This window comes from Candidatus Defluviilinea gracilis, from assembly GCF_057138825.1.
Genome location: NZ_DBNHEF010000066.1, coordinates 1 through 19,185, shown reverse-complemented (window position 1 = coordinate 19,185; position 19,185 = coordinate 1). Strand labels below are relative to the sequence as shown.

18 protein-coding genes are annotated in these 19,185 nt (G+C 52.9%); 11 read left to right on the top strand and 7 right to left on the bottom strand.

Translation table 11 applies throughout. The annotated features are described in order from the left end of the window. Window positions 1–309 precede the first annotated feature (309 nt). The 3 genes from AC16KF_RS10255 to AC16KF_RS10245 all read left to right on the top strand — a co-directional run bounded on the left by AC16KF_RS10255 (window position 310) and on the right by AC16KF_RS10245 (window position 4,271). On the top strand, window positions 310–600 hold the full coding sequence (locus AC16KF_RS10255; RefSeq protein WP_484037219.1) for an ArsR/SmtB family transcription factor: 291 nt from the start codon (window positions 310–312) through the stop codon (window positions 598–600). A gap of 148 nt (window positions 601–748) precedes the next feature. After that, window positions 749–3,091 (top strand): heavy metal translocating P-type ATPase, encoded by a 2,343-nt coding sequence (locus AC16KF_RS10250; RefSeq protein ID WP_484037218.1) that lies wholly within the window; start codon window positions 749–751, stop codon window positions 3,089–3,091. A 514-nt stretch (window positions 3,092–3,605) separates the two neighbouring features. After that, window positions 3,606–4,271 carry a nitroreductase family protein gene (locus tag AC16KF_RS10245; protein WP_484037217.1) on the top strand — a complete coding sequence of 222 codons (666 nt, stop codon included), beginning with the start codon at window positions 3,606–3,608 and terminating at the stop codon, window positions 4,269–4,271. Window positions 4,272–4,326: 55 nt separating this feature from the next. On the opposite strand, the gene AC16KF_RS10240 is transcribed toward AC16KF_RS10245, so the two are convergent. Together AC16KF_RS10240 and uvrB are read right to left on the bottom strand one after the other, a co-directional pair. Continuing rightward, window positions 4,327–5,727, bottom strand: coding sequence for a hypothetical protein (locus AC16KF_RS10240; protein WP_484037216.1), 1,401 nt, complete (start codon window positions 5,725–5,727; stop codon window positions 4,327–4,329). 263 nt (window positions 5,728–5,990) lie between these two features. Further along, window positions 5,991–8,021, bottom strand: coding sequence for an excinuclease ABC subunit UvrB (gene uvrB / locus AC16KF_RS10235; protein WP_484037215.1), 2,031 nt, complete (start codon window positions 8,019–8,021; stop codon window positions 5,991–5,993). 179 nt (window positions 8,022–8,200) lie between these two features. Here uvrB and AC16KF_RS10230 point away from each other — a divergent pair, with 179 nt between their 5' ends. From AC16KF_RS10230 to AC16KF_RS10215, 4 genes are all read left to right on the top strand, one after another. Further along, entirely contained in the window at window positions 8,201–8,383 is a 183-nt protein-coding gene (locus AC16KF_RS10230; protein WP_484037214.1) for a hypothetical protein, read from the top strand. Then, entirely contained in the window at window positions 8,376–8,570 is a 195-nt protein-coding gene (locus AC16KF_RS10225) for a hypothetical protein (RefSeq protein WP_484037213.1), read from the top strand. The genes AC16KF_RS10230 and AC16KF_RS10225 overlap by 8 nt, the downstream gene beginning before the upstream one ends. 75 nt (window positions 8,571–8,645) lie before the next feature. Next, window positions 8,646–9,917: a S41 family peptidase gene (locus AC16KF_RS10220; protein ID WP_484037212.1), complete on the top strand. Its 1,272-nt coding sequence runs from the start codon at window positions 8,646–8,648 to the stop codon at window positions 9,915–9,917. Then, window positions 9,914–11,203 carry a TolB family protein gene (locus AC16KF_RS10215; protein WP_484037211.1) on the top strand — a complete coding sequence of 430 codons (1,290 nt, stop codon included), beginning with the start codon at window positions 9,914–9,916 and terminating at the stop codon, window positions 11,201–11,203. Before AC16KF_RS10220 ends, AC16KF_RS10215 begins: the two co-directional genes overlap by 4 nt. Window positions 11,204–11,487: 284 nt before the next feature. Here AC16KF_RS10215 and AC16KF_RS10210 read toward each other — a convergent pair whose 3' ends face one another. Then, on the bottom strand, window positions 11,488–13,731 hold the full coding sequence (locus AC16KF_RS10210; RefSeq protein ID WP_484037210.1) for an AAA family ATPase: 2,244 nt from the start codon (window positions 13,729–13,731) through the stop codon (window positions 11,488–11,490). 130 nt (window positions 13,732–13,861) lie between these two features. Here AC16KF_RS10210 and AC16KF_RS10205 point away from each other — a divergent pair, with 130 nt between their 5' ends. The 3 genes from AC16KF_RS10205 to AC16KF_RS10195 are packed head-to-tail and all read left to right on the top strand — an operon-like array spanning window position 13,862 to window position 16,150. Beyond that, complete coding sequence (locus AC16KF_RS10205; protein WP_484037209.1) at window positions 13,862–14,857, top strand: class I SAM-dependent methyltransferase; 996 nt, start codon at window positions 13,862–13,864, stop codon at window positions 14,855–14,857. A 34-nt stretch (window positions 14,858–14,891) separates the two neighbouring features. Next, window positions 14,892–15,296, top strand: a complete 405-nt coding sequence (locus tag AC16KF_RS10200) for an NUDIX domain-containing protein (protein WP_484037208.1) — start codon at window positions 14,892–14,894, stop codon at window positions 15,294–15,296. Continuing rightward, window positions 15,293–16,150 carry a hypothetical protein gene (locus tag AC16KF_RS10195; protein ID WP_484037207.1) on the top strand — a complete coding sequence of 286 codons (858 nt, stop codon included), beginning with the start codon at window positions 15,293–15,295 and terminating at the stop codon, window positions 16,148–16,150. Before AC16KF_RS10200 ends, AC16KF_RS10195 begins: the two co-directional genes overlap by 4 nt. Window positions 16,151–16,204: 54 nt before the next feature. Here the strand turns inward: AC16KF_RS10195 and AC16KF_RS10190 are convergent, their stop codons facing one another. Both AC16KF_RS10190 and AC16KF_RS10185 read right to left on the bottom strand, forming a co-directional pair. Beyond that, on the bottom strand, window positions 16,205–17,218 hold the full coding sequence (locus AC16KF_RS10190; RefSeq protein ID WP_484037206.1) for a LysM peptidoglycan-binding domain-containing protein: 1,014 nt from the start codon (window positions 17,216–17,218) through the stop codon (window positions 16,205–16,207). Between the two features lie 40 nt (window positions 17,219–17,258). Further along, window positions 17,259–17,645: a RidA family protein gene (locus tag AC16KF_RS10185; RefSeq protein ID WP_484037205.1), complete on the bottom strand. Its 387-nt coding sequence runs from the start codon at window positions 17,643–17,645 to the stop codon at window positions 17,259–17,261. 180 nt (window positions 17,646–17,825) lie between these two features. Here AC16KF_RS10185 and AC16KF_RS10180 point away from each other — a divergent pair, with 180 nt between their 5' ends. Beyond that, the gene (locus AC16KF_RS10180) at window positions 17,826–18,389 is read left to right on the top strand and encodes a YdeI/OmpD-associated family protein (RefSeq protein WP_484037204.1); all 564 of its coding nucleotides are present in this window, start codon (window positions 17,826–17,828) and stop codon (window positions 18,387–18,389) included. On the opposite strand, the gene AC16KF_RS10175 is transcribed toward AC16KF_RS10180, so the two are convergent. Further along, complete coding sequence (locus AC16KF_RS10175) at window positions 18,386–18,658, bottom strand: EutN/CcmL family microcompartment protein (protein WP_484037203.1); 273 nt, start codon at window positions 18,656–18,658, stop codon at window positions 18,386–18,388. The two genes, AC16KF_RS10180 and AC16KF_RS10175, sit on opposite strands and share 4 nt — an antisense overlap. Before the next feature lie 48 nt (window positions 18,659–18,706). Further along, window positions 18,707–19,027, bottom strand: coding sequence for a EutN/CcmL family microcompartment protein (locus AC16KF_RS10170; protein ID WP_484037202.1), 321 nt, complete (start codon window positions 19,025–19,027; stop codon window positions 18,707–18,709). Window positions 19,028–19,185 lie beyond the last annotated feature (158 nt).

The following is a 19,185-nucleotide window of genomic DNA, read 5'->3' as shown; positions in this document are numbered from 1 at the left end:
CGGCAGCAGACTCAACTGCTCCATTGCGTACGGCTTGAAGGTGAGGTTTCGGTTGTTCATCTCCCTATTGTATTAAACTTTTCCCCAACTGAGGAGGGGCTGTCCTCCCCTTTTTAGACAGCCCCTGAATTTTCGTGAAGCTCGTAGGTTAGGCTTTTAGCCTGCCATCTTCTTGAATTTCGATTAACGGCGTGTTGAAAACCTGCCCTACATACATCGGGACGTTTTTCGCAGACAAACAAACCCTGTCTCTTGACAGGGTTCATTTCCTGAAGTAATATATGAACACTTGCTCAACTATTCAGTATTATGAAACTCACCGAACTCAAAGCCATTCAACTCGCCGAACTATTCAGCGCCCTCAGCGATGCCAGCCGCGTGCGGATCATCTCCCTGCTCCTCGATGGCGAGATGGGCGTCGGCGCGCTTGCCGAAAAATTGAACATGACCGAGTCCGCCGTGTCGCATCAACTGCGCGGACTCCGTCAGATGCGCTTCGTCCGTGCGCGCAAGTCAGGCAGGCAGGTCTTCTATCGTCTCGACGACGATCACGTCGAAAAACTCTATCGCATGGGTCTTGAGCATGTACAGCATGGGTAATTGCGCTACAGACCAATGGAGGTTGAAAATCCGCTCTACACGGAATCGTAGGTCAGGCTTTTAGCCTGACACATTCTTGAAATTCAATCAACGGCGGGTTGAAAACCCGCCCTACAAGCCATTACCTAATCCATCAAGGAATCATTTCATGGAACAAACAATTGACATTGACATCCCGCTGTTACTCCCAGGCGTTGAAAACGAGAAGGACGAATGCCTCGTGCGGCTCGAAGCGGCGCTTCAAGGCAAAAAGGGAATCATCCGCGCACACGTCGAACGCGACAAAACGCCCGTTGACCTGTGCCTGCACTACGACCCCAACCTGTTGACTCTCTCCGATGTGAAGCGTCTCGCCGAACTTGCAGGCGCGCAAATCGTCAACCGCTATCATCACGAATCGATTCCCATCGAAAACATGGACTGTTCCGATTGCAGTCTCGTCATCGAACACAGCGTCGGGCGCATGGACGGCGTGCTGTCGGTCAACGTCAACTACCCCACCGAGAAAATGTGGATCGAGTATGACAATCACAAGATCACTCGCGCCGCCATCGAAAAACGAGTCCGTTCGTTGGGGTATCAAATTCCGCTTAATGAATTTCAAGCAAAGATACAAGAGAACAGAGAATTACTATTCAGCCTCTTGTCAGGATTATTTCTGCTGATCGGCTGGCTCGGCGATACGTTCTTCGGCTTCCCCACATTTCTCAGCATCGGACTCTTCGCAGTCGCCTATGTTTTAGGCGGCTGGGATGTCTCACGTCACGCATGGCACGCCTTGCGCGAACGCCGCCTCGACACAGACGGGCTCATGGTTGTCGCCGCAATTGGCGCGGCGTTCCTAGGCGAGTTTGCCGAAGGCGCATTGTTGCTTTTCCTTTTCAGCCTCGGTCACGCATTGGAAGAACGCGCATTAGATCGCGCGCGCCGCGCCGTCCGCGCGTTGGCTGACCTTGCACCGAAGACCGCGTTGGTCCGCCGCGATGGAAAAGAACAGGAGTCTCCCGTCGAGTCGTTGCAACTCGACGATGTGGTCATCGTCCGCCCTGGCGTGCGAATTCCCGTGGACGGAATCATCCTCGACGGAAGTTCTGGCATTGACCAATCCTCCGTCACAGGCGAATCGCTTCCCGTTGATAAAACGGTTGGCGATCAAGTTTTCGCAAGCACGGTCAATGGCGAAGGCGCGCTCGAAGTCAAAGTGACGCGCCTCGCAAAAGATTCAACTCTGGCGCGCGTGATGAAAATGGTCGAAGAAGCGCAAGCGCAAAAATCGCCGACTCAACAGACTGTCGAAAAATTTGAGCGTATCTTTGTCCCATCTGTTTTAATTCTCACCGCGCTCGTGATCGTCATCCCGCCTCTCTTTGGTTTTCCATTCCGCGAATCGTTTTTACGCGCGATGACTCTGCTCGTCGCCGCGTCGCCGTGCGCCCTCGCGCTTGGCACGCCCGCCGCAATTCTCGCAGGTGTTGCGCAAGCCGCGCGAAATGGCGTGCTCGTCAAAGGCGGCGCGCATCTTGAAAATCTCGGACTGCTCAAAGCCATCGCCTTCGATAAAACTGGAACCGTGACTCACGGTCAGCCCGAGGTGACAGATGTAGTTGTGTTACCAGCCTCAGGGTGGAAAGAAGTGGATTTACTATCCATCGCGGCAGGCGCGGAATCTCGATCCGCGCATCCGTTGGCGCAGGCGGTCGTGCGCTCGGCTCAGACGCAGGGTCTGCCTGCCTCGCCAGTGGACGACGTCGAGTCGCTGACGGGACGCGGCCTGCGCGCGGTGGCGAACGGCAAGACGATTTGGATCGGCAATCAAAAGTTGATGAACGAAGCGGGCGTGGCGCTTTCATCCGAATCAATTTCACGCGCCGAGGCATTGCAAGGACAAGGCAAAACGTTGATGTGGATCGCGGTGGATAAAACATTGGCGGGCTTGATCGCGCTGGCAGATACCTTGCGTCACGAAGCCGCGCCGACGATGAACGCGCTCAAAAAATCTGGCGTGACTCATACCATCATGTTGACAGGCGACAACGCGCGTTCTGCATCCGCGATTGCAAGTGAAATTGGTCTCACTGAATTTCGCGCCGACTTAATGCCCGAAGATAAACTCACCATCATCCGCGAACTTGTCAAAGACTATGGGCAGGTTGCCATGATCGGCGACGGAGTCAACGATGCGCCCGCGCTTGCCAATGCAACCGTTGGAATCGCAATGGGCGGCGCAGGAACTGACGTTGCACTCGAAACCGCCGACGTTGCGTTGATGGGCGATGATCTTTCTAAACTGCCATTCGCAGTCGGCTTGGGACGCGCCACGCGCGCGATCATCATTCAAAATCTGGCAATCGCATTGGGCGTGATCGGTTTGCTTATTGTCACGTCAATCACTGGTATCATCAGCATTGGCATCGCCGTCATTTTTCACGAGGGAAGCACGCTGGTCGTCGTGGCGAATGCGTTGAGGTTGTTGAGGTATAAATCCACGTAGCGTCAGGCTTTTAGCCTGACGCCTTCGCCACGCAAAAGCTGGTCGGGCTGTAAGCCCGACCTACACAGTTGAAGTCAGTTCGATTCTCGTAATGCGACATTTTGCAAATTAACCAATAAATCTAGCAATAAACACGATATGGATTATTACCATAAAGCCAATCCCGAAGGGATGATAGGATTCTAAAAGCGGCAAAATGGGTCTCTAAATCCCGAAGGGATGACATAAATTTGCCGCATCTGACACCCCTTCGGGGTTGAATGTGATACATCCTTCAATACTACAATCATTTGACCCCTTCGGGGTCTGTGAATAATTGCCGTATTGCTCGGTTTAATTGTTAACCTGCAATATGTCGCTCTTGGGCAAGTACAACTGAAAACGCGAGGCGCTTCGCAGACTCTCGTTACGACCTTCACGGCGTAAGGTGAGTTATTAACTCGCCGATCATCACCACGCAAAAATTTGTCGGGCTACAAGCCCGACCTACAAATTGGCTTATACAGGAGAATCCATGCCCGTTGCAAAATTTCACCCGCTGAGTTTCACTGAACAACCATCGCAAGAAATGATCCAACGCGCCACAGACTTCCGCGCGCACATGCAACGTCGCCGCACGGTGCGGCACTTTTCCGATAAACCCGTTCCGCGCGAAATCATTGAAGAGTGTCTCATCGCCGCAGGGACTGCGCCAAGCGGAGCGAATTTGCAACCCTGGCATTTTGTCGTGGTCAGCGACCCAAAGGTGAAACAAGAAATTCGCGCCGCGGCGGAAGAAGAGGAAAAAGATTTTTATCAGCGCCGCGCGCCGAAAGAATGGCTCGAAGCCCTCGCCCCGCTCGGCACGGACGCACACAAACCGTTTCTTGTGACCGCCCCATACTTGATCGCCATCTTCGGAAAGAATCACAGCGAATTACCCGATGGACGCCGCGTGAAGAATTATTACGTCCACGAATCGGTGGGAATCGCCACAGGCTTCTTGATCGCCGCGATTCACAACGCGGGCTTGGTCTCGCTAACCCACACACCCAGTCCAATGGGATTCCTCAACGGGATTCTGAACAGACCGTCAGATGAAAAACCATTTCTACTGTTAGTAACAGGCTTCCCTGCGAAAGAAGCGGAAGTCCCGGTCATCACCAAAAAGCCGCTGGGTGAGATCGCGACATTTATCTAATCAATTCATCCACTAGGAAAAGAGGGCGTCACTACCAAAGTGACGCCCTCTTTATTCAATCAATTTCAGAGAGCGCGGGATCGCAAAAATCTGGCGCTTCGGTCAAGAATGGCGCAAAGACGACCTTGTTCTTGCCGACGCTATCGCCCGAGCCGGGACCTCTGCCCGAAGGTCCGCTGGGGTCGCCCCAATAATTTCCATCGGCGGTTGCCGCGCTGGCATGGATGCCGCTCGTCCAATTTGGCTCGATGCCCACCGTTCTGTTATTGGCAAAACAATTGTTGTGGATCTGTATATCCTCGTTGAAATTCGAGTAAATACCGCTGGGGTGCGCTTCAAGAGTCGCTTGAAAGCCAGGGATGCTGGTCAGCATATCGGAAACCATTGGGGCGGTTTGAATTTGCTGGAGCATATTATCCTCTTCAGGATCTATGCCCGCGAGGATGGGATTGATCACGCCCACCGCGCCGCCATAAGCGGCGGACTCGTTTTGATAAAACTGGCTTCCCGTAATAGTGATGTTTACATGATTGGTAAACATGCCGCCGCCCCAATTCCCGTTGGCGTTGCCCGTGACGCGGTTCTTCATGAAAAAACTATCGGCGATCACCAGCGTGGCAAAATAGGCATACAAACCGCCGCCATTGCCATCCGATTCGTTGCCTTCAAAACGAGCGGATTGGATTGAAGACCGCGACGAATCGATGAACAACGCGCCGCCATTGTTTGTGCTTGTGTTATTGATGAACTCGCTATTTGAAATGTCAAGCCTGCCGAGGGTGAAATAGATCGCGCCGCCGTTATCGGAACTGTTGTTGACAAAGCGGACGCGATCCAAAAAAATAGAGGAACTCATCGAATAGATGGCGCCGCCCCAATCTTTCGCCACGTCGCCGTTTTGGATGGTGAGGTTATCCATGGTTAACGTCGAATTGACCATCAATTCAAAAAAGCGGAATGGCTCGGCATTTTCAGCGCGGGTCAAGGTTGCGCCATTGCCGTGAATGGTCATTGGATACGCAATTGGCGGGAGAGCAGTGCCAACATCGGTGACGCTGATCAACCATTCATACACGGGAGGCGATTGGTCATCTTGGGTAAAAACGTATTCGCCAGGCATTAATTCGATCACGCTCTCGCCCAAGACTCCTGTTTTACACGAATCAAATTGCTTTGCCGTATTTGCCGCCATAATGGCTTCAGCCAATGAGCATTTTCCATTTTGCGCGAACGGATACACTTCCTGCTCGAGCGTATCCACGAAGATCACATTTTCAGGCGAGGGAGTTGACGTGGGAGGAACAGGTTCGTCGGTCGGGCTGGAAGACACGAAGGCGGTAGACGAGGGCACATTCACATCGGTTGAAACGACAGGCGCGGGCGTAGACACGGTTCCGCTTCCGCAAGCAATGGACATTAAAGCCAAAATCAAAAACAATGTTACAAAGGGACGCATGGATTCTCCTAATTTTTTTCCAATCAATACTTCACGAGAGTTCAAGCGACAGCTCGATTTGCTCGGTAGCTCGTGCCGCCTGCCTTGACGCAGTACAACTGCGTCAAAAACTATAAATTTTTCCCAATTATATAGCGATGGGCATAACCGCGTAGGAAACCCCCATCATCACGAAAAGGTAACTCAAAGACGTTAGATGCTCGTCCGAGTCTTTTGCAAGGAGACATTGACAGGGAACTAATCTCTAGTCTCCAATCTCTAAATTATTCCTCCCCCGTCAACAACTTTATCCGTTCCCACGGTTTCAAGTTTTCATCTTCCGCCAGCAAACTCTTCAACTGATACAACTCGTCGCGCAGCGCGGCGGCGCGTTCGAATTCGAGATTCTTCGCGGCTTCTTTCATTTGGATTTCCATGTCGCGCACCACTTGGCGCAGTTCATTACGCGGCAGGTCTTGCTTCACTTTGTATTCGCCGCGCATCTCGCCAACCGCCTTCGCGCTCAACTCTTCGGTGAGATCGTGGATCGCTTTGTGAATGCTGATCGGCACGATGCCATGTTCGGTGTTGTATTTCACCTGCTTGGCGCGGCGGCGATTCGTTTCGTCAATCGCGCGCTTCATCGAGTCGGTCATCTTGTCGGCATACATGATCACGCGCCCATTGACATGACGCGCCGCGCGACCAATGGTCTGGATCAACGCGGTCTCGGAACGCAGAAAACCTTCTTTGTCCGCGTCCAAAATTCCAACCAGCGACACTTCGGGCAAGTCGAGTCCTTCGCGCAGTAAATTGATTCCCACCAGCACATCGAACACGCCCATACGCAGGTCGCGCAAAATGCCCACACGTTCAAGCGTCTCCACATCCGAATGTAGGTATTGGACTTTCATCTCCAACTCTTTCAAGTATTCGGAGAGGTCTTCCGACATCCTCTTCGTCAGCGTGGTGACAAGGACACGCTCGCCTCTTTCGACCCTCTGCCTGATCTCGCCGATCAGGTCGTCCACCTGCCCCCTCGTCGGACGCACTTCCACTTCGGGGTCAACGAGTCCCGTCGGGCGGATGATCTGCTCGACGACTTGTTCCGCGTGTCCCATCTCATACGGTCCAGGTGTGGCGGAGGTGTAGATCGTGCTTCCCATCACCTCTTCGAACTCCTCGAACTTGAGCGGACGATTATCCACCGCGCTAGGCAAGCGGAATCCATATTCGACAAGCGTTTCTTTCCTCGCTTTGTCGCCGTTATACATGCCGCGAATCTGCGGGACGGTCATGTGACTCTCGTCGATCACCAGCAGATAATCTGTCGGCAGAAAATCAATCATTGTCCACGGATGCGTTCCCGCCGCGCGGCGATCCAGATGACGCGAGTAATTCTCGACGCCCGAACAATAGCCGACCTCTTTCAACATTTCCAGATCGTAGCGCGCGCGTTGCTCGAGTCTCTGCGCTTCGAGGTGCTTGCCAGTCTCTTTGAAGAATTTCAGCCGATCTTCCAACTCGGCTTCGATATCGGCAATCGCATCCTTCATCTTATCGGCGGCGGTGAGATATTGCTTGGCGGGGTAAATTGAAATTTCATTTGGCTCCTCGAACACTTCGCCAGTGACGGGACTGAACTGCATGATGCGTTCCACTTCATCGCCGAAGAAGGTGATGCGGAATCCGCGTTTGTCTTCGTACGCAGGGATGATCTCCAACGTGTCGCCGCGCACGCGGAATGTGCCTGTCTTCAAATCCATGTCGTTGCGTTGATATTGAGATTCGATCAACTGACGGAGCAGCGCATTGCGCCGATACATCTCACCCACTTTGAGAGTGACTGTCCCTTTGCCGAATTCTTCGGGGTTGCCCAAACCGTAAATGCACGAGACCGACGCAACGATGATCACATCACGCCGCGAGATCAAAGCGGCAGTCGCGGCGAGCCTTAGCCGTTCGATCTCTTCGTTGATCTGAGTCTCTTTTTCGATGTACAAGTCGTGGCGCGGAACATACGCCTCAGGCTGGTAGTAATCGTAATACGAAACAAAATACGACACCGCATTCTCGGGGAAGAATTCTTTGAACTCGGCATACAACTGCGCGGCGAGGGTCTTGTTGTGAGCCATGATGAGCGCGGGCTTTTGCAACTCCTGGATCACAGACGCGATGGTAAATGTCTTGCCGGTGCCTGTCGCGCCGAGCAACACCTGATGTTTCTTGCCGCCATGCACGCCATCCACGAGTCCGCGGATGGCTTCGGGCTGGTCGCCCATAGGGATGAAGGGTGCTTGAAGTTTGAAGTCCATGTGATGTGTAAAATGCGCTTCGACTGCGCGGCGAAGAAATCACTCGCCGCTCCGCTCAGCGCGAAAAGATAATCTGAACGTACGTTCTATATTGTACCGCGAAATGTCGAGGCGTCGAGTCCGCTTGAGGAAACTGAAACAGGCATCCCGTCGAAAAGAGGCGAGAGTATAATCCAAGAATGAAATCCACATTGACCATTATCGGCATCCTGCTATTTCTTATCGGCTTGGTATTTTTCTTGCAGGGAATCAACATCCTGCCCGGCAGTTACATGACGGGCGATCCGCAGTGGGCGATCAACGGCGGCGTGATGATGCTCGTCGGCGCGGGGCTGTATTTTTTCGCAAGACGAAATGGCTGACGAGATCAAAGTCAACGACCGGGTGGAAGTCTTCTTGAAGCATCTCGAGGACTGGCGCGCTGGCGTGGTCGTCCGCATTGATCCATATTCCGCGCATCGCAGTTTCATTTGGGTTCAACTCGACTCCGAAGTAGACAGGCGGGAATTAATCTCGGTATTGAACCCAAAAAATATTAGGAAAATATAAGGCGGAAGCCTGCCAACAAGATAAGACGAGTACAATGGTGTGAATTATGTACCGGCGCGTTTTTGAGGTTGTCCCATGAAAACCAACAAGTCCATCCTTGCAGTTCTTTTGATCTTCTCGTTTGCGCTCTCTGCCTGCGCGGGATTCGCCCCAGAAGACGAGCCGATCACCGGGGATTTCGGAGCGCAGTACACGCCGCAGGAACATCAAACGCGCGTCTTCGATGCCATCCAAAAACATCTTGTAGATAATTACATCTACTATGAATCCGCCGAGCTAGATTGGGACGCGCTTTTCGACGAATACCATGCGCGGATTTCTGACGGTTTGACAAACGACGAGTTCAACGCGCTGATGCTGGAGTTTACAGGCAAACTACCCGAAGGCGCGCTCCTGTTTCAATCGCGTGACGAGCGTATCGCCGCCGAAACCGAGTCCACTTCCACGTACGAGGGCATCGGTGCCTTCATCGGGTTTGACGCGGAGGCTGTGCCGCACATCATCGTGCTGGGCGTGATCGAAGGATCGCCTGCCGAACAGGCAGGCATTCGCGCGCATGACAGCATCTATGCGATCGACGGGAATCCTATTTTGCTGGAGGAGGGGATTGATGTGGTCAAGCGCGTGCGCGGACCGGCTGGGAGTGTGGTCACTTTGAACGTGCAGACGCCTGGCAAACCAGAACGAACCGTCGAAGTGACGCGGGCGCAACTCGTCAGCGCCAGCCAGATCGAAGCGCGGCAAATCGATGTGCAGGGGGCGCCGTATGGGTATATCCTGTTTCCGGTGATCAATAATGACAGCCTATTCAAAGACCTGCTCGCCAACCTGCAAAAACTTACCACCAACCAGAAACTTGAAGGATTGGTTTTAGATTTGCGCGTGGCTGGTTCTAGCAGAGGCTGGCCCCTCGAGGAATTACTCAAACTCTTCCACGATGGAAAGGTGGGAACGTTTTATAACAGCCAGGAAATCGAACAAAGCGTTTCCGTGACCGGCGCCGATCTGTTCGGTTCGCAATCTGTGCCGCTGATCATCCTCGTGGGACAACACACGAGCGGCTCGCCTGAGATCCTCGCGGCGGCGTTGCAGGCAAACAAACGGGCGATCGTGATCGGCGAGACCACCCCCGGCGCTATCGAAGCCACAACTTTGTTTTATCTGCCAGACGGTTCGCGCATCTTCATCGAGACCAGTTCCTTCAAATTGCCAAACGGTGAAGATCTTGGGCGCAACGGAGTCCAACCGCAAATTACCATCGATGCGGGATGGGACGATATCCTCCCCGCTCATGATCCCGTCCTGGAAAAAGCGCTCGAATTGCTGAGCGCGGGACCCGCACAATGAAAAAACTTTTTCTACTCACACTCACCGCGCTCATCGCCACAGCCTGCCTGCCGCAAGATATGCAACTTCCTCAAAGCCCTTTACTGCCTCTGCTCGAACGCAAATCGGGGCTGATCGCGTATATAGGCATCGACGGGAACGTGTACGTCACCGACCAAAGCGGAAAAAGCCCCACTCCGGTGACCGACGATGCGTTGTTACCCGAAACCCAAACCAGCGCGTACCGGTATTACCAATTCCCAACCTGGTCGAAAGATGGAAATCAGATCGCCTACGTTGGCATCGAGGGCACAGGCGCCACGCAATCAAAAGCAGACCTATCTGTGTACAACGTGGACGATGAAACCTCCGCAGAAATCTTTTCCAGCGAAACGGAGTTTCCATTCTATCTGTATTGGTCGCCGGACAACGAAAACGTCAGCATGATAAGCGGCAACGCAAACCGGCAATCGATTCTTTTGCAAAACGTGCCGACGTCCGGGGAAGAGCCTGTTATCCTTGACACCGGGGCGCCATACTACTGGTCTTGGGCTCCCAACGGCAAAACCATGATCGTCCACACCGGCAGTGACACAACCTCCACCCCGGAGCACCTCGCCTTCTTGCAAGTGGACTCAGTCGTGATCGAGGACGGTCTGGACGCAAACCCCGCTTCTTTCCAAGCCCCGGCCTGGTCGCCCAATGGGGAACGGATTCTCTACCCCCGCGTCAACGACGAGGGCAAGAAGGAACTCGTGGTAGCCGATTCGAAAGGCGAATTTCAACAAACCATCGGAGAGTTCGAACTCAATGCGGCATTCGCATGGTCGCCGGATAGCGAATTGGTCGCCTATATCGAAGGGACTGAAAATCTCAACACTGCTGGCATTGTCGGAAAATTACACGTGGTCGACCTCGCCACCTCGGAGGATTTCTTCCAGACCGATGATGTCCTTGCCTTTTTCTGGTCGCCGAACAGCAGACAACTCGCTTATTTCAAACCTCTGCAAGTCACCGATTCGTCGGGACAAGAACTATCCGCCCTGCAACTCAACATGGTAGACGCGGTCTCCGGCGAGAGCAAAGAACTCTTCCCTTTCGCGCCCACCAATATTTTTTCGAATACCTTGCAATACTTCGATCAATATCATCAGTCTGCTACGATCTGGTCGCCGGATAGTAATAATCTGCTCCTGCCCTTCGTATCCCCGAACGGCACCCCCGGCATCGCTGTCGTGGCGGCATCCGGTCAATTGGAGCCCAGACTGCTCGCCGAAGGGTTTATCGGGTTTTGGTCGTGGAAATAGGGAATTCTTTTTTTCAAACACAAAGGGCACGACGGTCACAAAGGAAGAACACAAGGAATCCAGGCTCTTTTTCCCCTTTTGTGGCGAGGCTCTTTCTCGCTAATCTCTCTACCGTACACTTGCACCGCCATGCGACACCCGCAAAGAACGCAAAGAAAACCTTTTTAACTTGGCGACCTTAGCGTGCTTTGCGGTAAAAATCTTTCATGTACGGTAGAGAATCGTTAATTACGGAAGGTCCTAAAAATATTTACGGGCTGGAGAAATTCTCCAGCCCGTTTGCTTTACTTCCTTCTCGATTTCAATTTAGGATTCGCGGCGGCTTTTCTAGGCGACTTACCGCTCTTCCCATGTTTTGCGTCTTTGCCATTGCCCGTCACAATGGTCTCCTCGACCAACGCTTTGAGCAAGGGACCGCTATCGTCCGCTTCCGCGCCGTTTGCCGCAGAGCGAATGACTTCAATGCACGCTTTTCCTGTCAGATCGTTTTTCTCTAACAAAGCTTTCGCAACCGCGTGCACCTCGGCAGAGTGCTTCGAGAGAATCTTCTCCGTCTGCTCCTCGAGTTTCCGCCAGAATTTCTCGACCACATCCGTTTTATCCTTGCCGATCCCCGCGCTGACTTGCACCTCCAGCGGCGGACCGAAATAGCCGTAGTGAGCCAATTGCCACAGCCGCGCGCGCACATTTTGGAAGTCACCCGTGGCGCCTGTCCAGTATTCGCCGAGGAATAACTTCACCGCCACATGCCCCGCCATCGATACAAGGATATCCGCCACAAAGGTTCGTAATGGCAGTGAGTAAATATCGTAGTTCGGAACGGGCAATACATATCCCAACGCCTCCGAACGACGGATGATGCTCACCCGCACAATACGCTCGTCGGGGCGTAAGTGATACTGCACCACCGCATGACCCGCTTCGTGATACGCGATCTGCCGGCGCTGATCTTCCTGCATTTCCTCCACCGGGTTTTCCAAACCCATCGCCTGTTCTTGAAACGCCAGTTCGATGTCATGTTGCGAAACTTTATCGCGGTTGTCGAACAACGCGAGGCGAACTGCGTCTTTTGTGATCGCCGACATGATCCTCGCCGGCGTCGCCCAAGCCGTATCGCTGACAATCGCCTCGATATCAACCGAGTCGTCGATTTGAAGTTTGCTCAGATAATATTTTACGATCTCGCGGCGACCGGTGCGGTCTGGTTTGTTCACAACAACAGTTCGGTCAAAACGCCCGGGACGAGTCAACGCGGGATCGAGCACATCGGGACGGTTCGTTGACCCCATGAATAAAATGTGCCAGTCGCGCGGCGGCACCGGCTTCTTGCGCCATTGATACCAACGAGCGCGTAATTTCTCCCAACGCGATAGTTCGCTCACGCCATCCATTTCATACAGCAAGCGGGTGAGCGCGCCTGTTCCCCCGCCCATCATGCCGCCCATACCGCCCATCATACCGCCCCCCATCACGCCGCCACGCGACATTCCCACCGCGTCAATTTCATCGATATAAGCGATACAAGCGCCGTACTCCTTAGCCAATTTCCGCGCCTGCGATATAAAGCGAATCATCTTTAGCACATCCACGCCCCAAAACATGGCGCGGAAACCTGAACCTTCCATGGAAATAAAGGCAATACCCGCCTCGCCCGCCATGGCTTTTGCGAGCAGAGTTTTCCCTGTGCCTGGTTCGCCGGCGAGCAACAAACCGTTGATAAATTGACCGCCCATCTTTTGGAATTGCGTGCGGTCCGAAAGGAGTGAAATCCACTGGCGCACCATCTTCAACAGGTTGGGCTGTCCTTTGTAATCGTCGAACGTGATCGTCTTCGGGTCACCGGGACGGATGATCTCCACGCGGGAGCGCGCCATAAACCAGAAGATGGCAACGAATTGAATAATGGCGAACCCAATCGCAAACAGGATCTGAAACGCAAACCCCAAGACAATCAGAATGGCATTCAATACCACGGGATTGATGATCGCCCAGTAGATGAGTCCGTTAAAGGCGGCCCAGCCCAAAATACCGAAGAAGAAACGTCCCGCTTTTCCCGCCGCCGCCCACAGGAAAACGCGTAGTTGAATGTAGAGGACGAAAAGCCCAAACAGGATGTACCCGGTCAGCAACAGGCCGTTGACGATCAATATCCGCGCCGTCTCGTTAACGATCGCCGCTGACACCAGCACATTCACGCCTGCCCAAACAAGTAGCGCAAAAACCGTCCAGAACCGCCAGGCGCGAATGTTGCTGGCAATATATCCCAAAGCGCCGAGAGAGAGCGGGTTGAACCACCATGCAACCGAAATACCGATCTGCAAACGATCATTAAATGTGGAGCGTGTGGCGGTTTGTAATAGGAGCCAGATCGCCGGCGTGGCGATGAAGAGTGTAATGAACAGCCCGACCATCCAGCCGGCGCCGCCATAGAAATCACTGGATGCCTTGGCATGATACGCGGCGCGATTACGCTTTGCCTTATCCTCGCCTGCCTTCGCCATATCGTTTTTGGGGTCCATCAGGGACATAAAATCACCTCAACCAAACAGATGCTTGCACTTGAAAAAAGTGTACCCTAAAAGGAAACCCGACACAACACGAAACTTCATCTCTTATCGAACTCTAAGCGGCTTGAAGCGACGTATAATGGGACTCACCATGTCGACCGATTCATTTCAACCTCTGCTGGACAAAGCCCTCGCCTCCCGCGCCCATCAAGTTGATTCAAACCATGGGGCTGCATTCTGCCTCTTCAACGGATTCACCGAAGGCGACCCAAGCCTTTCGTTGGACATCTACGCGCGGACACTAGTCATTCACAACTACGCGGATGACCCGACGCAAAATCAACAAGTTATAGAAAACCTAGTCAACGCCTTACGCAACTCCCTAGTCTGGCTACGCGCTGGGATTTTGAAACAGCGAAACGGACTCACGCAAGAGGATAAGCGCGGGGTACTTCTCTTCGGCGACTCGCCTGATACAAAGATCACCGAGCATGGAGTGTCGTACGCGCTTGACCTGACGATGAACCGCGACGCAAGTTTTTATCTCGATACAAGCCTGCTACGAAAATGGCTCATCGAAAATATGAAAGGCAAGTCCGTGCTGAACACGTTTGCCTACACGGGCAGTTTCGGCGTCGCCGCGCTGGCTGGAGGCGCGAGCCGCGTGGTGCAAGTGGATCGCAACCGCCGCTTTCTTGACCTGGCAAGAAAATCATACGCGCTCAACGAGTTTTCAGTCAATCGAAATGATTTCCTCGCGCTCGATTTTTTCCCCGCAGTCAGCAGGTTCAAAACAGGGAAACAAACTTTCGATTGCGTGATCCTCGACCCGCCATTCTTTTCGTCCACGCCCAAAGGCAAAGTGGATCAGGAAAAAGAGAGCGCGCGGCTCATCAATAAAGTTCGTCCGCTCGTCAACGATGGTGGGTATTTAATTGCGATCAATAACGCATTGTACGTCAGTGGGCAGGAGTACATGCAGACGCTTGAAGAGCTATGCAAGGATGGGTATTTGAAGATCGAAGAATTGATCCCCGCGCCTGAGCATTTCGTTGGGTATAACCGAGTGAACAAACCTATCACCGATCCCACGCCATTCAACCATTCGACGAAGATCGCGGTGTTGAGGGTGCGGCGGAAGGCATAGATTCCACATTCCCTCATGCTATACTTGAATTAATATGAAACAGAAAAAACTCACCCACGCTGGTTGTGTCGTTTTCCAAGTCAAAGGCAAGCGCAAGACTTATTTGGTGGTTTCATCTTCAACGGGTAAACATTGGATACTGCCTAAGGGACACATTGAACAAGGAGAATCTCCGCGCAAAGCGGCGTTGAGGGAATTACGAGAGGAGGCGGGGGTCGTTGGGAAAATTATTCAAGTTGGGCCCGTGCAATCGTATGCAATGAAAAATGAGGATGTCACCGTTCAATATTTCGTTGTGCGCTTAACAAAGATTGTCACACCTGACGAGAACCGCACGCTTCGATGGGAAACACAAAAGAAGGCGTTGGAACTGCTCTCCTTTGATGAAGCAAAACAAGCATTGCGGGAATCTCTGAAATCCATTAGGCAGGTCACATGAATACAGCCCAGGTCAGTATCGAGCTCATTTTGGCGGGCATCCTTGCCCTGTGCGCGTTCGTCCTCCCTTTTTGGAAAGGACAAAGTATCAACCCCGAACTTTTGCAAAGCGAGGCATTGATCGGTTTTTTGGGTCTGGCGTATTTGCTGGGAGTCGTCTTCGATAAACTTGCGGATACGATGCTGACTCCCGCCGAGCATTATTTACGCATCAGACAGGGAGCAAAATTTCTCGACGATCACAAAAACTTCAAAGGGAAAGACCCCTTCCCGCAGAACGATCTGGAGTTTAGCCTGAAAAAAGCAAAGGACGGTCGGCTGGATTGGATGAATTCACTCAAAAGCCGAATCCGCACGAGCCGCGAACTGGCAGTGCTGGGCTTGCCCGCCGTGATGGGGTTGACGATCTATGAAGGCGTCACAAGACCCTGCGGAGCGAATCAACCCGCCTGCGCCGCATGGTGGATGTATCTTCCCGTCGTGTTGAACCTGACTCTTTTCATCGCAATGATCTGGCTGGAATCAAGGACATCGGACGAAGATTCGTTGGGCGGTAAAAATCAGGCGAAATTAAAAACTCACCAGCTTTCGTTAGACCGCGACACTCGTGACGCGCAAGTTAAGCAAGCCGAAAGACAGGCGCACACCGCATTCCTCCCTTATTATTTGCTGCTTGCCAATTCTGTGATTACCACAGGACTCATCGCGCTCTTCAATCTCAATAACCAAATTATCATTTTGCTTGCCGTTGGGGGGACAATCATTTCTCTGCTGGCGCTTTGGTCGTGCTTGCGGATCACGCGCACGTATTTGAAGTTTGTTGCCAGAGAGATGGCGCCTACGTTGAAAAAGTAATAACAGCGTAAAAATTTTTTCTTGCATAAAGGCGACATGAATGTCGCGTTACGGTTAATCTCTTTCCTTCTTGCGCGGAAAGGCGATGATGATTCCCAGCACGAGGGCGGCGAGGGCAATTGCCGCGACGCTGAGAGTCATCTCTTGCGGGCTCTTTGTTGTGATCGCATTAGGCGGGGTTGCGGATGAAGTGGCGAGGATCGTCGCGGTAGCGGTCGGCTGAAGTGTGGGAAACGCCGAGGCGACTGAAGCAGGCGTCACCTGCGGAGGAGGCGTGGCTCCCTTCATCACAAGGAGTTGCTGACCGACGTACACATCATCCGAATCCCAATTGTTGAGTCGCTGAATCTCTTTGATCGTTGTGCCGTACGTGATGGCGATGCTCCATAAAGTTTGCCCGTATTGCACTTCGTGGATCACGTCGCCGCCGAGGTTCGCGGTTGCGAGGACGATGGGAAGCGAATATTGCGGGAGCGTGCCGTTTTCGGCGGCGAGGGTTGCGCCCGCGTTGTATGCCTGTTGCGTGAGCGGAATGCCTGTGAGGACGGCATTGGCATTCGATTGCATTTGGCCGCTGGTTGTTTGGAGCGCGGTCTCGATGACCAAAATATAACCGTCTTCGGTGGCGGCGATGCCCGCGCCGATGTCGCTGCGATAAGGCGAGAGCATTGTGTTCGTGTGCGGCTCGTCGCCGAGCCAGCCTTGCACCGCGTCTTTCGAGCTTTGTGAGAGTATCCAATTTTCCGAACGGTAGCCATCTTGGTAAAGATCGCCAGACAGCGGATATCCCAATGTCATCATCCATTGACCGAGAGTCAGGTTGTTCGGTCGCCAGTGACCTGGCATGCCCGACGCGATCCCGCTCGCCTCATCCTGCGCGATCTGCATCAAGGCGGGATGCACCGCCAGCGCGTTCAATCCGTTGGCGAGGCGCAAGGCGTTGACTTCGTTGATGAGTTCGGCGGGCGTCGGCGTGGACTCTTGCGCATGAGCGACTTGCACGCGGACAAATCCAAACGAGAGGAGCGCGAGGGATAGAATCGAAGCCAGCAGGATTTTCTTCAGCATCAATTTATTTTCCTTTTTCGACTTCATCACCTGCGTTAGCCTAGTCCGCGCTTGCCCACGCTTCTATCTCGACTTTGTACACTGGACTCGCCAACGCGGCGACATACAACAACGTGCTACATGGTTTATGTCCGCCCAGTTTGGATGCGACCAGTTCGCGCCGCTTCGCCGTATCAACTTCGCCCACGAGATAATATGTGAGTTTGATAATGTCCCTCACGCCCATATTCGCGGCTTGAAGATTGCGGAAGATATTCTCGAGGGCAACATCCATTTGCTCGAGCGGGTCGTCTGGCACTGTCCCGTCTTCTCTCATCCCTATCTGACCAGAGAGGACCAGAATGCGTTCGTTTCCTGAAATTTCAACGTGGTGGGAATATCCGGCAAGCGGCTGATGGACATTCTGCGGGTTTCGAAATTCTTTCATGGGGCAACTCCTTAATAGACTTGAGGCGGTTTAGCCACGGAGACGCGGAGTCACAGAGAAAAAATACTGGGGTTTCTCGGCGTCTCTGTGACTCTGCGGCAGAGATGCAAAAGACGAACATTGACAATCTGGATTACGATTGCAAATATTATATAATGAATTCAGGAACAGATAACGAACATGGACATATCCCAAACGCTTCACGTCACCAACCGCAAAGACTGGCGAAACTGGTTGAAGAAGAATTACAAGACCGAAAAAGACATCTGGCTGGTCTATTACAAAAAAGCGACAGGCAAGCCGCGCATCGAATACAACGACGCGGTGGAGGAAGCCCTGTGCTTCGGCTGGATAGATAGCACCTTCAAGACATTAGATGAGGAACGCACGGCGCAACGCTTCTCACCTCGAAAGCCGAAATCCAGTTACTCGCAAGCCAACATCGAACGATTGCGGTATTTGGTGGCGAAGAAGAAAGTTATGAAAGAAGTCGTTGATTCGCTGGGAGATATTCTGAACGAGAAATTCGTCGTCCCGCCTGATATATTGAAAGCGATCAAAGCGAACATGGAAGCGTGGAAGAATTTTCAGAAATTCTCAGACTCGTACAAACGAATTCGCATCGCGTTCATCCACGGGGCGCGTCACCGCCCTGAGGAGTTCAAGAAGCGACTGCGACACTTCGTCGAGATGACGGAGAAGAATAAGATGTTCGGATTCGGCGGGATTGAGAAGCATTACTAAACTTCCACACTCACACTATCCACAATCCCCACAATGACCGAGATCACGCACCCGTCAGGGATGCCCAACACTTGGCGCGCGCCATTCCCTTCGCGGTTGACCAGCACCGTGTCGCCGATTCCTGCCTGTGAGTTATCGAGCGCGATGAAATCATCGTCAGGCTTTTCGCCGTCTAGCAATAAAGGTTGGACGACGAGCAGTCTGCGATTCTTGTAGTGCGCGTGGCTGATGGTGGTGACGATAGTGCCGACGACTTTACCGATAACCATTTCCTTGCTTTTTCCTTTGTGTTCTTCGTGTCCTTTGTGGTGAAAATCTTACGTGAACTTGCTTTGACCAACCTTCAGTGTGTATTCAAACTCACCATCGGGCTTCACTTCCAATTCATCCACGATGCCAACCAACGCCAAGTCAATCGGCACGAACTTTTCATCTCTCATGGCGAGTGCGGCTTCACGCGAACGGACCATCACACACAGATCGCCCACGCCCGCGTGGACAACGTCCGCGGCAACTTGCAAGACGCCGATGGGTTCGAGTCGCTTGTTCAACGGCTGGACAACGAGCAACTTCACGCCCTCGATGTTGGGATATTTGATCGTGCAAACCGCGTTGCCTTTGACTCGTCCGAATAACATGATTACTTCATCCCCGTCGCTTTGAGTGTGCGTTTGATGATGGCGTCGAGCAACCCCGCGTCCACTTGATTCCCAAGTTTTGCAAAAACTTTTTCGCGGATGCGTTTTTCCAACTCAACTTTCCTCTCCCTTGAGGGAGAGGGGTTAGGGGTGAGGGC

Excerpts from the sequence above, each read along its gene's own strand:
- AC16KF_RS10190 (WP_484037206.1), bottom strand. The coding sequence starts at position 17,218 with ATGCTGAAGAAAATCCTGCTGGCTTCGATTCTATCCCTCGCGCTCCTC.
- AC16KF_RS10175 (WP_484037203.1), bottom strand. The coding sequence starts at position 18,658 with ATGGTTATCGGTAAAGTCGTCGGCACTATCGTCACCACCATCAGCCAC.
- AC16KF_RS10170 (WP_484037202.1), bottom strand. The coding sequence starts at position 19,027 with ATGTTATTCGGACGAGTCAAAGGCAACGCGGTTTGCACGATCAAATAT.
- uvrB (WP_484037215.1), bottom strand. The coding sequence starts at position 8,021 with ATGGACTTCAAACTTCAAGCACCCTTCATCCCTATGGGCGACCAGCCC.
- AC16KF_RS10240 (WP_484037216.1), bottom strand. The coding sequence starts at position 5,727 with ATGCGTCCCTTTGTAACATTGTTTTTGATTTTGGCTTTAATGTCCATT.
- AC16KF_RS10200 (WP_484037208.1), top strand. The coding sequence starts at position 14,892 with ATGAAACAGAAAAAACTCACCCACGCTGGTTGTGTCGTTTTCCAAGTC.
- AC16KF_RS10215 (WP_484037211.1), top strand. The coding sequence starts at position 9,914 with ATGAAAAAACTTTTTCTACTCACACTCACCGCGCTCATCGCCACAGCC.
- AC16KF_RS10250 (WP_484037218.1), top strand. The coding sequence starts at position 749 with ATGGAACAAACAATTGACATTGACATCCCGCTGTTACTCCCAGGCGTT.
- AC16KF_RS10220 (WP_484037212.1), top strand. The coding sequence starts at position 8,646 with ATGAAAACCAACAAGTCCATCCTTGCAGTTCTTTTGATCTTCTCGTTT.
- AC16KF_RS10180 (WP_484037204.1), top strand. The coding sequence starts at position 17,826 with ATGGACATATCCCAAACGCTTCACGTCACCAACCGCAAAGACTGGCGA.
- AC16KF_RS10255 (WP_484037219.1), top strand. The coding sequence starts at position 310 with ATGAAACTCACCGAACTCAAAGCCATTCAACTCGCCGAACTATTCAGC.
- AC16KF_RS10210 (WP_484037210.1), bottom strand. The coding sequence starts at position 13,731 with ATGTCCCTGATGGACCCCAAAAACGATATGGCGAAGGCAGGCGAGGAT.
- AC16KF_RS10245 (WP_484037217.1), top strand. The coding sequence starts at position 3,606 with ATGCCCGTTGCAAAATTTCACCCGCTGAGTTTCACTGAACAACCATCG.
- AC16KF_RS10195 (WP_484037207.1), top strand. The coding sequence starts at position 15,293 with ATGAATACAGCCCAGGTCAGTATCGAGCTCATTTTGGCGGGCATCCTT.
- AC16KF_RS10225 (WP_484037213.1), top strand. The coding sequence starts at position 8,376 with ATGGCTGACGAGATCAAAGTCAACGACCGGGTGGAAGTCTTCTTGAAG.
- AC16KF_RS10205 (WP_484037209.1), top strand. The coding sequence starts at position 13,862 with ATGTCGACCGATTCATTTCAACCTCTGCTGGACAAAGCCCTCGCCTCC.
- AC16KF_RS10230 (WP_484037214.1), top strand. The coding sequence starts at position 8,201 with ATGAAATCCACATTGACCATTATCGGCATCCTGCTATTTCTTATCGGC.
- AC16KF_RS10185 (WP_484037205.1), bottom strand. The coding sequence starts at position 17,645 with ATGAAAGAATTTCGAAACCCGCAGAATGTCCATCAGCCGCTTGCCGGA.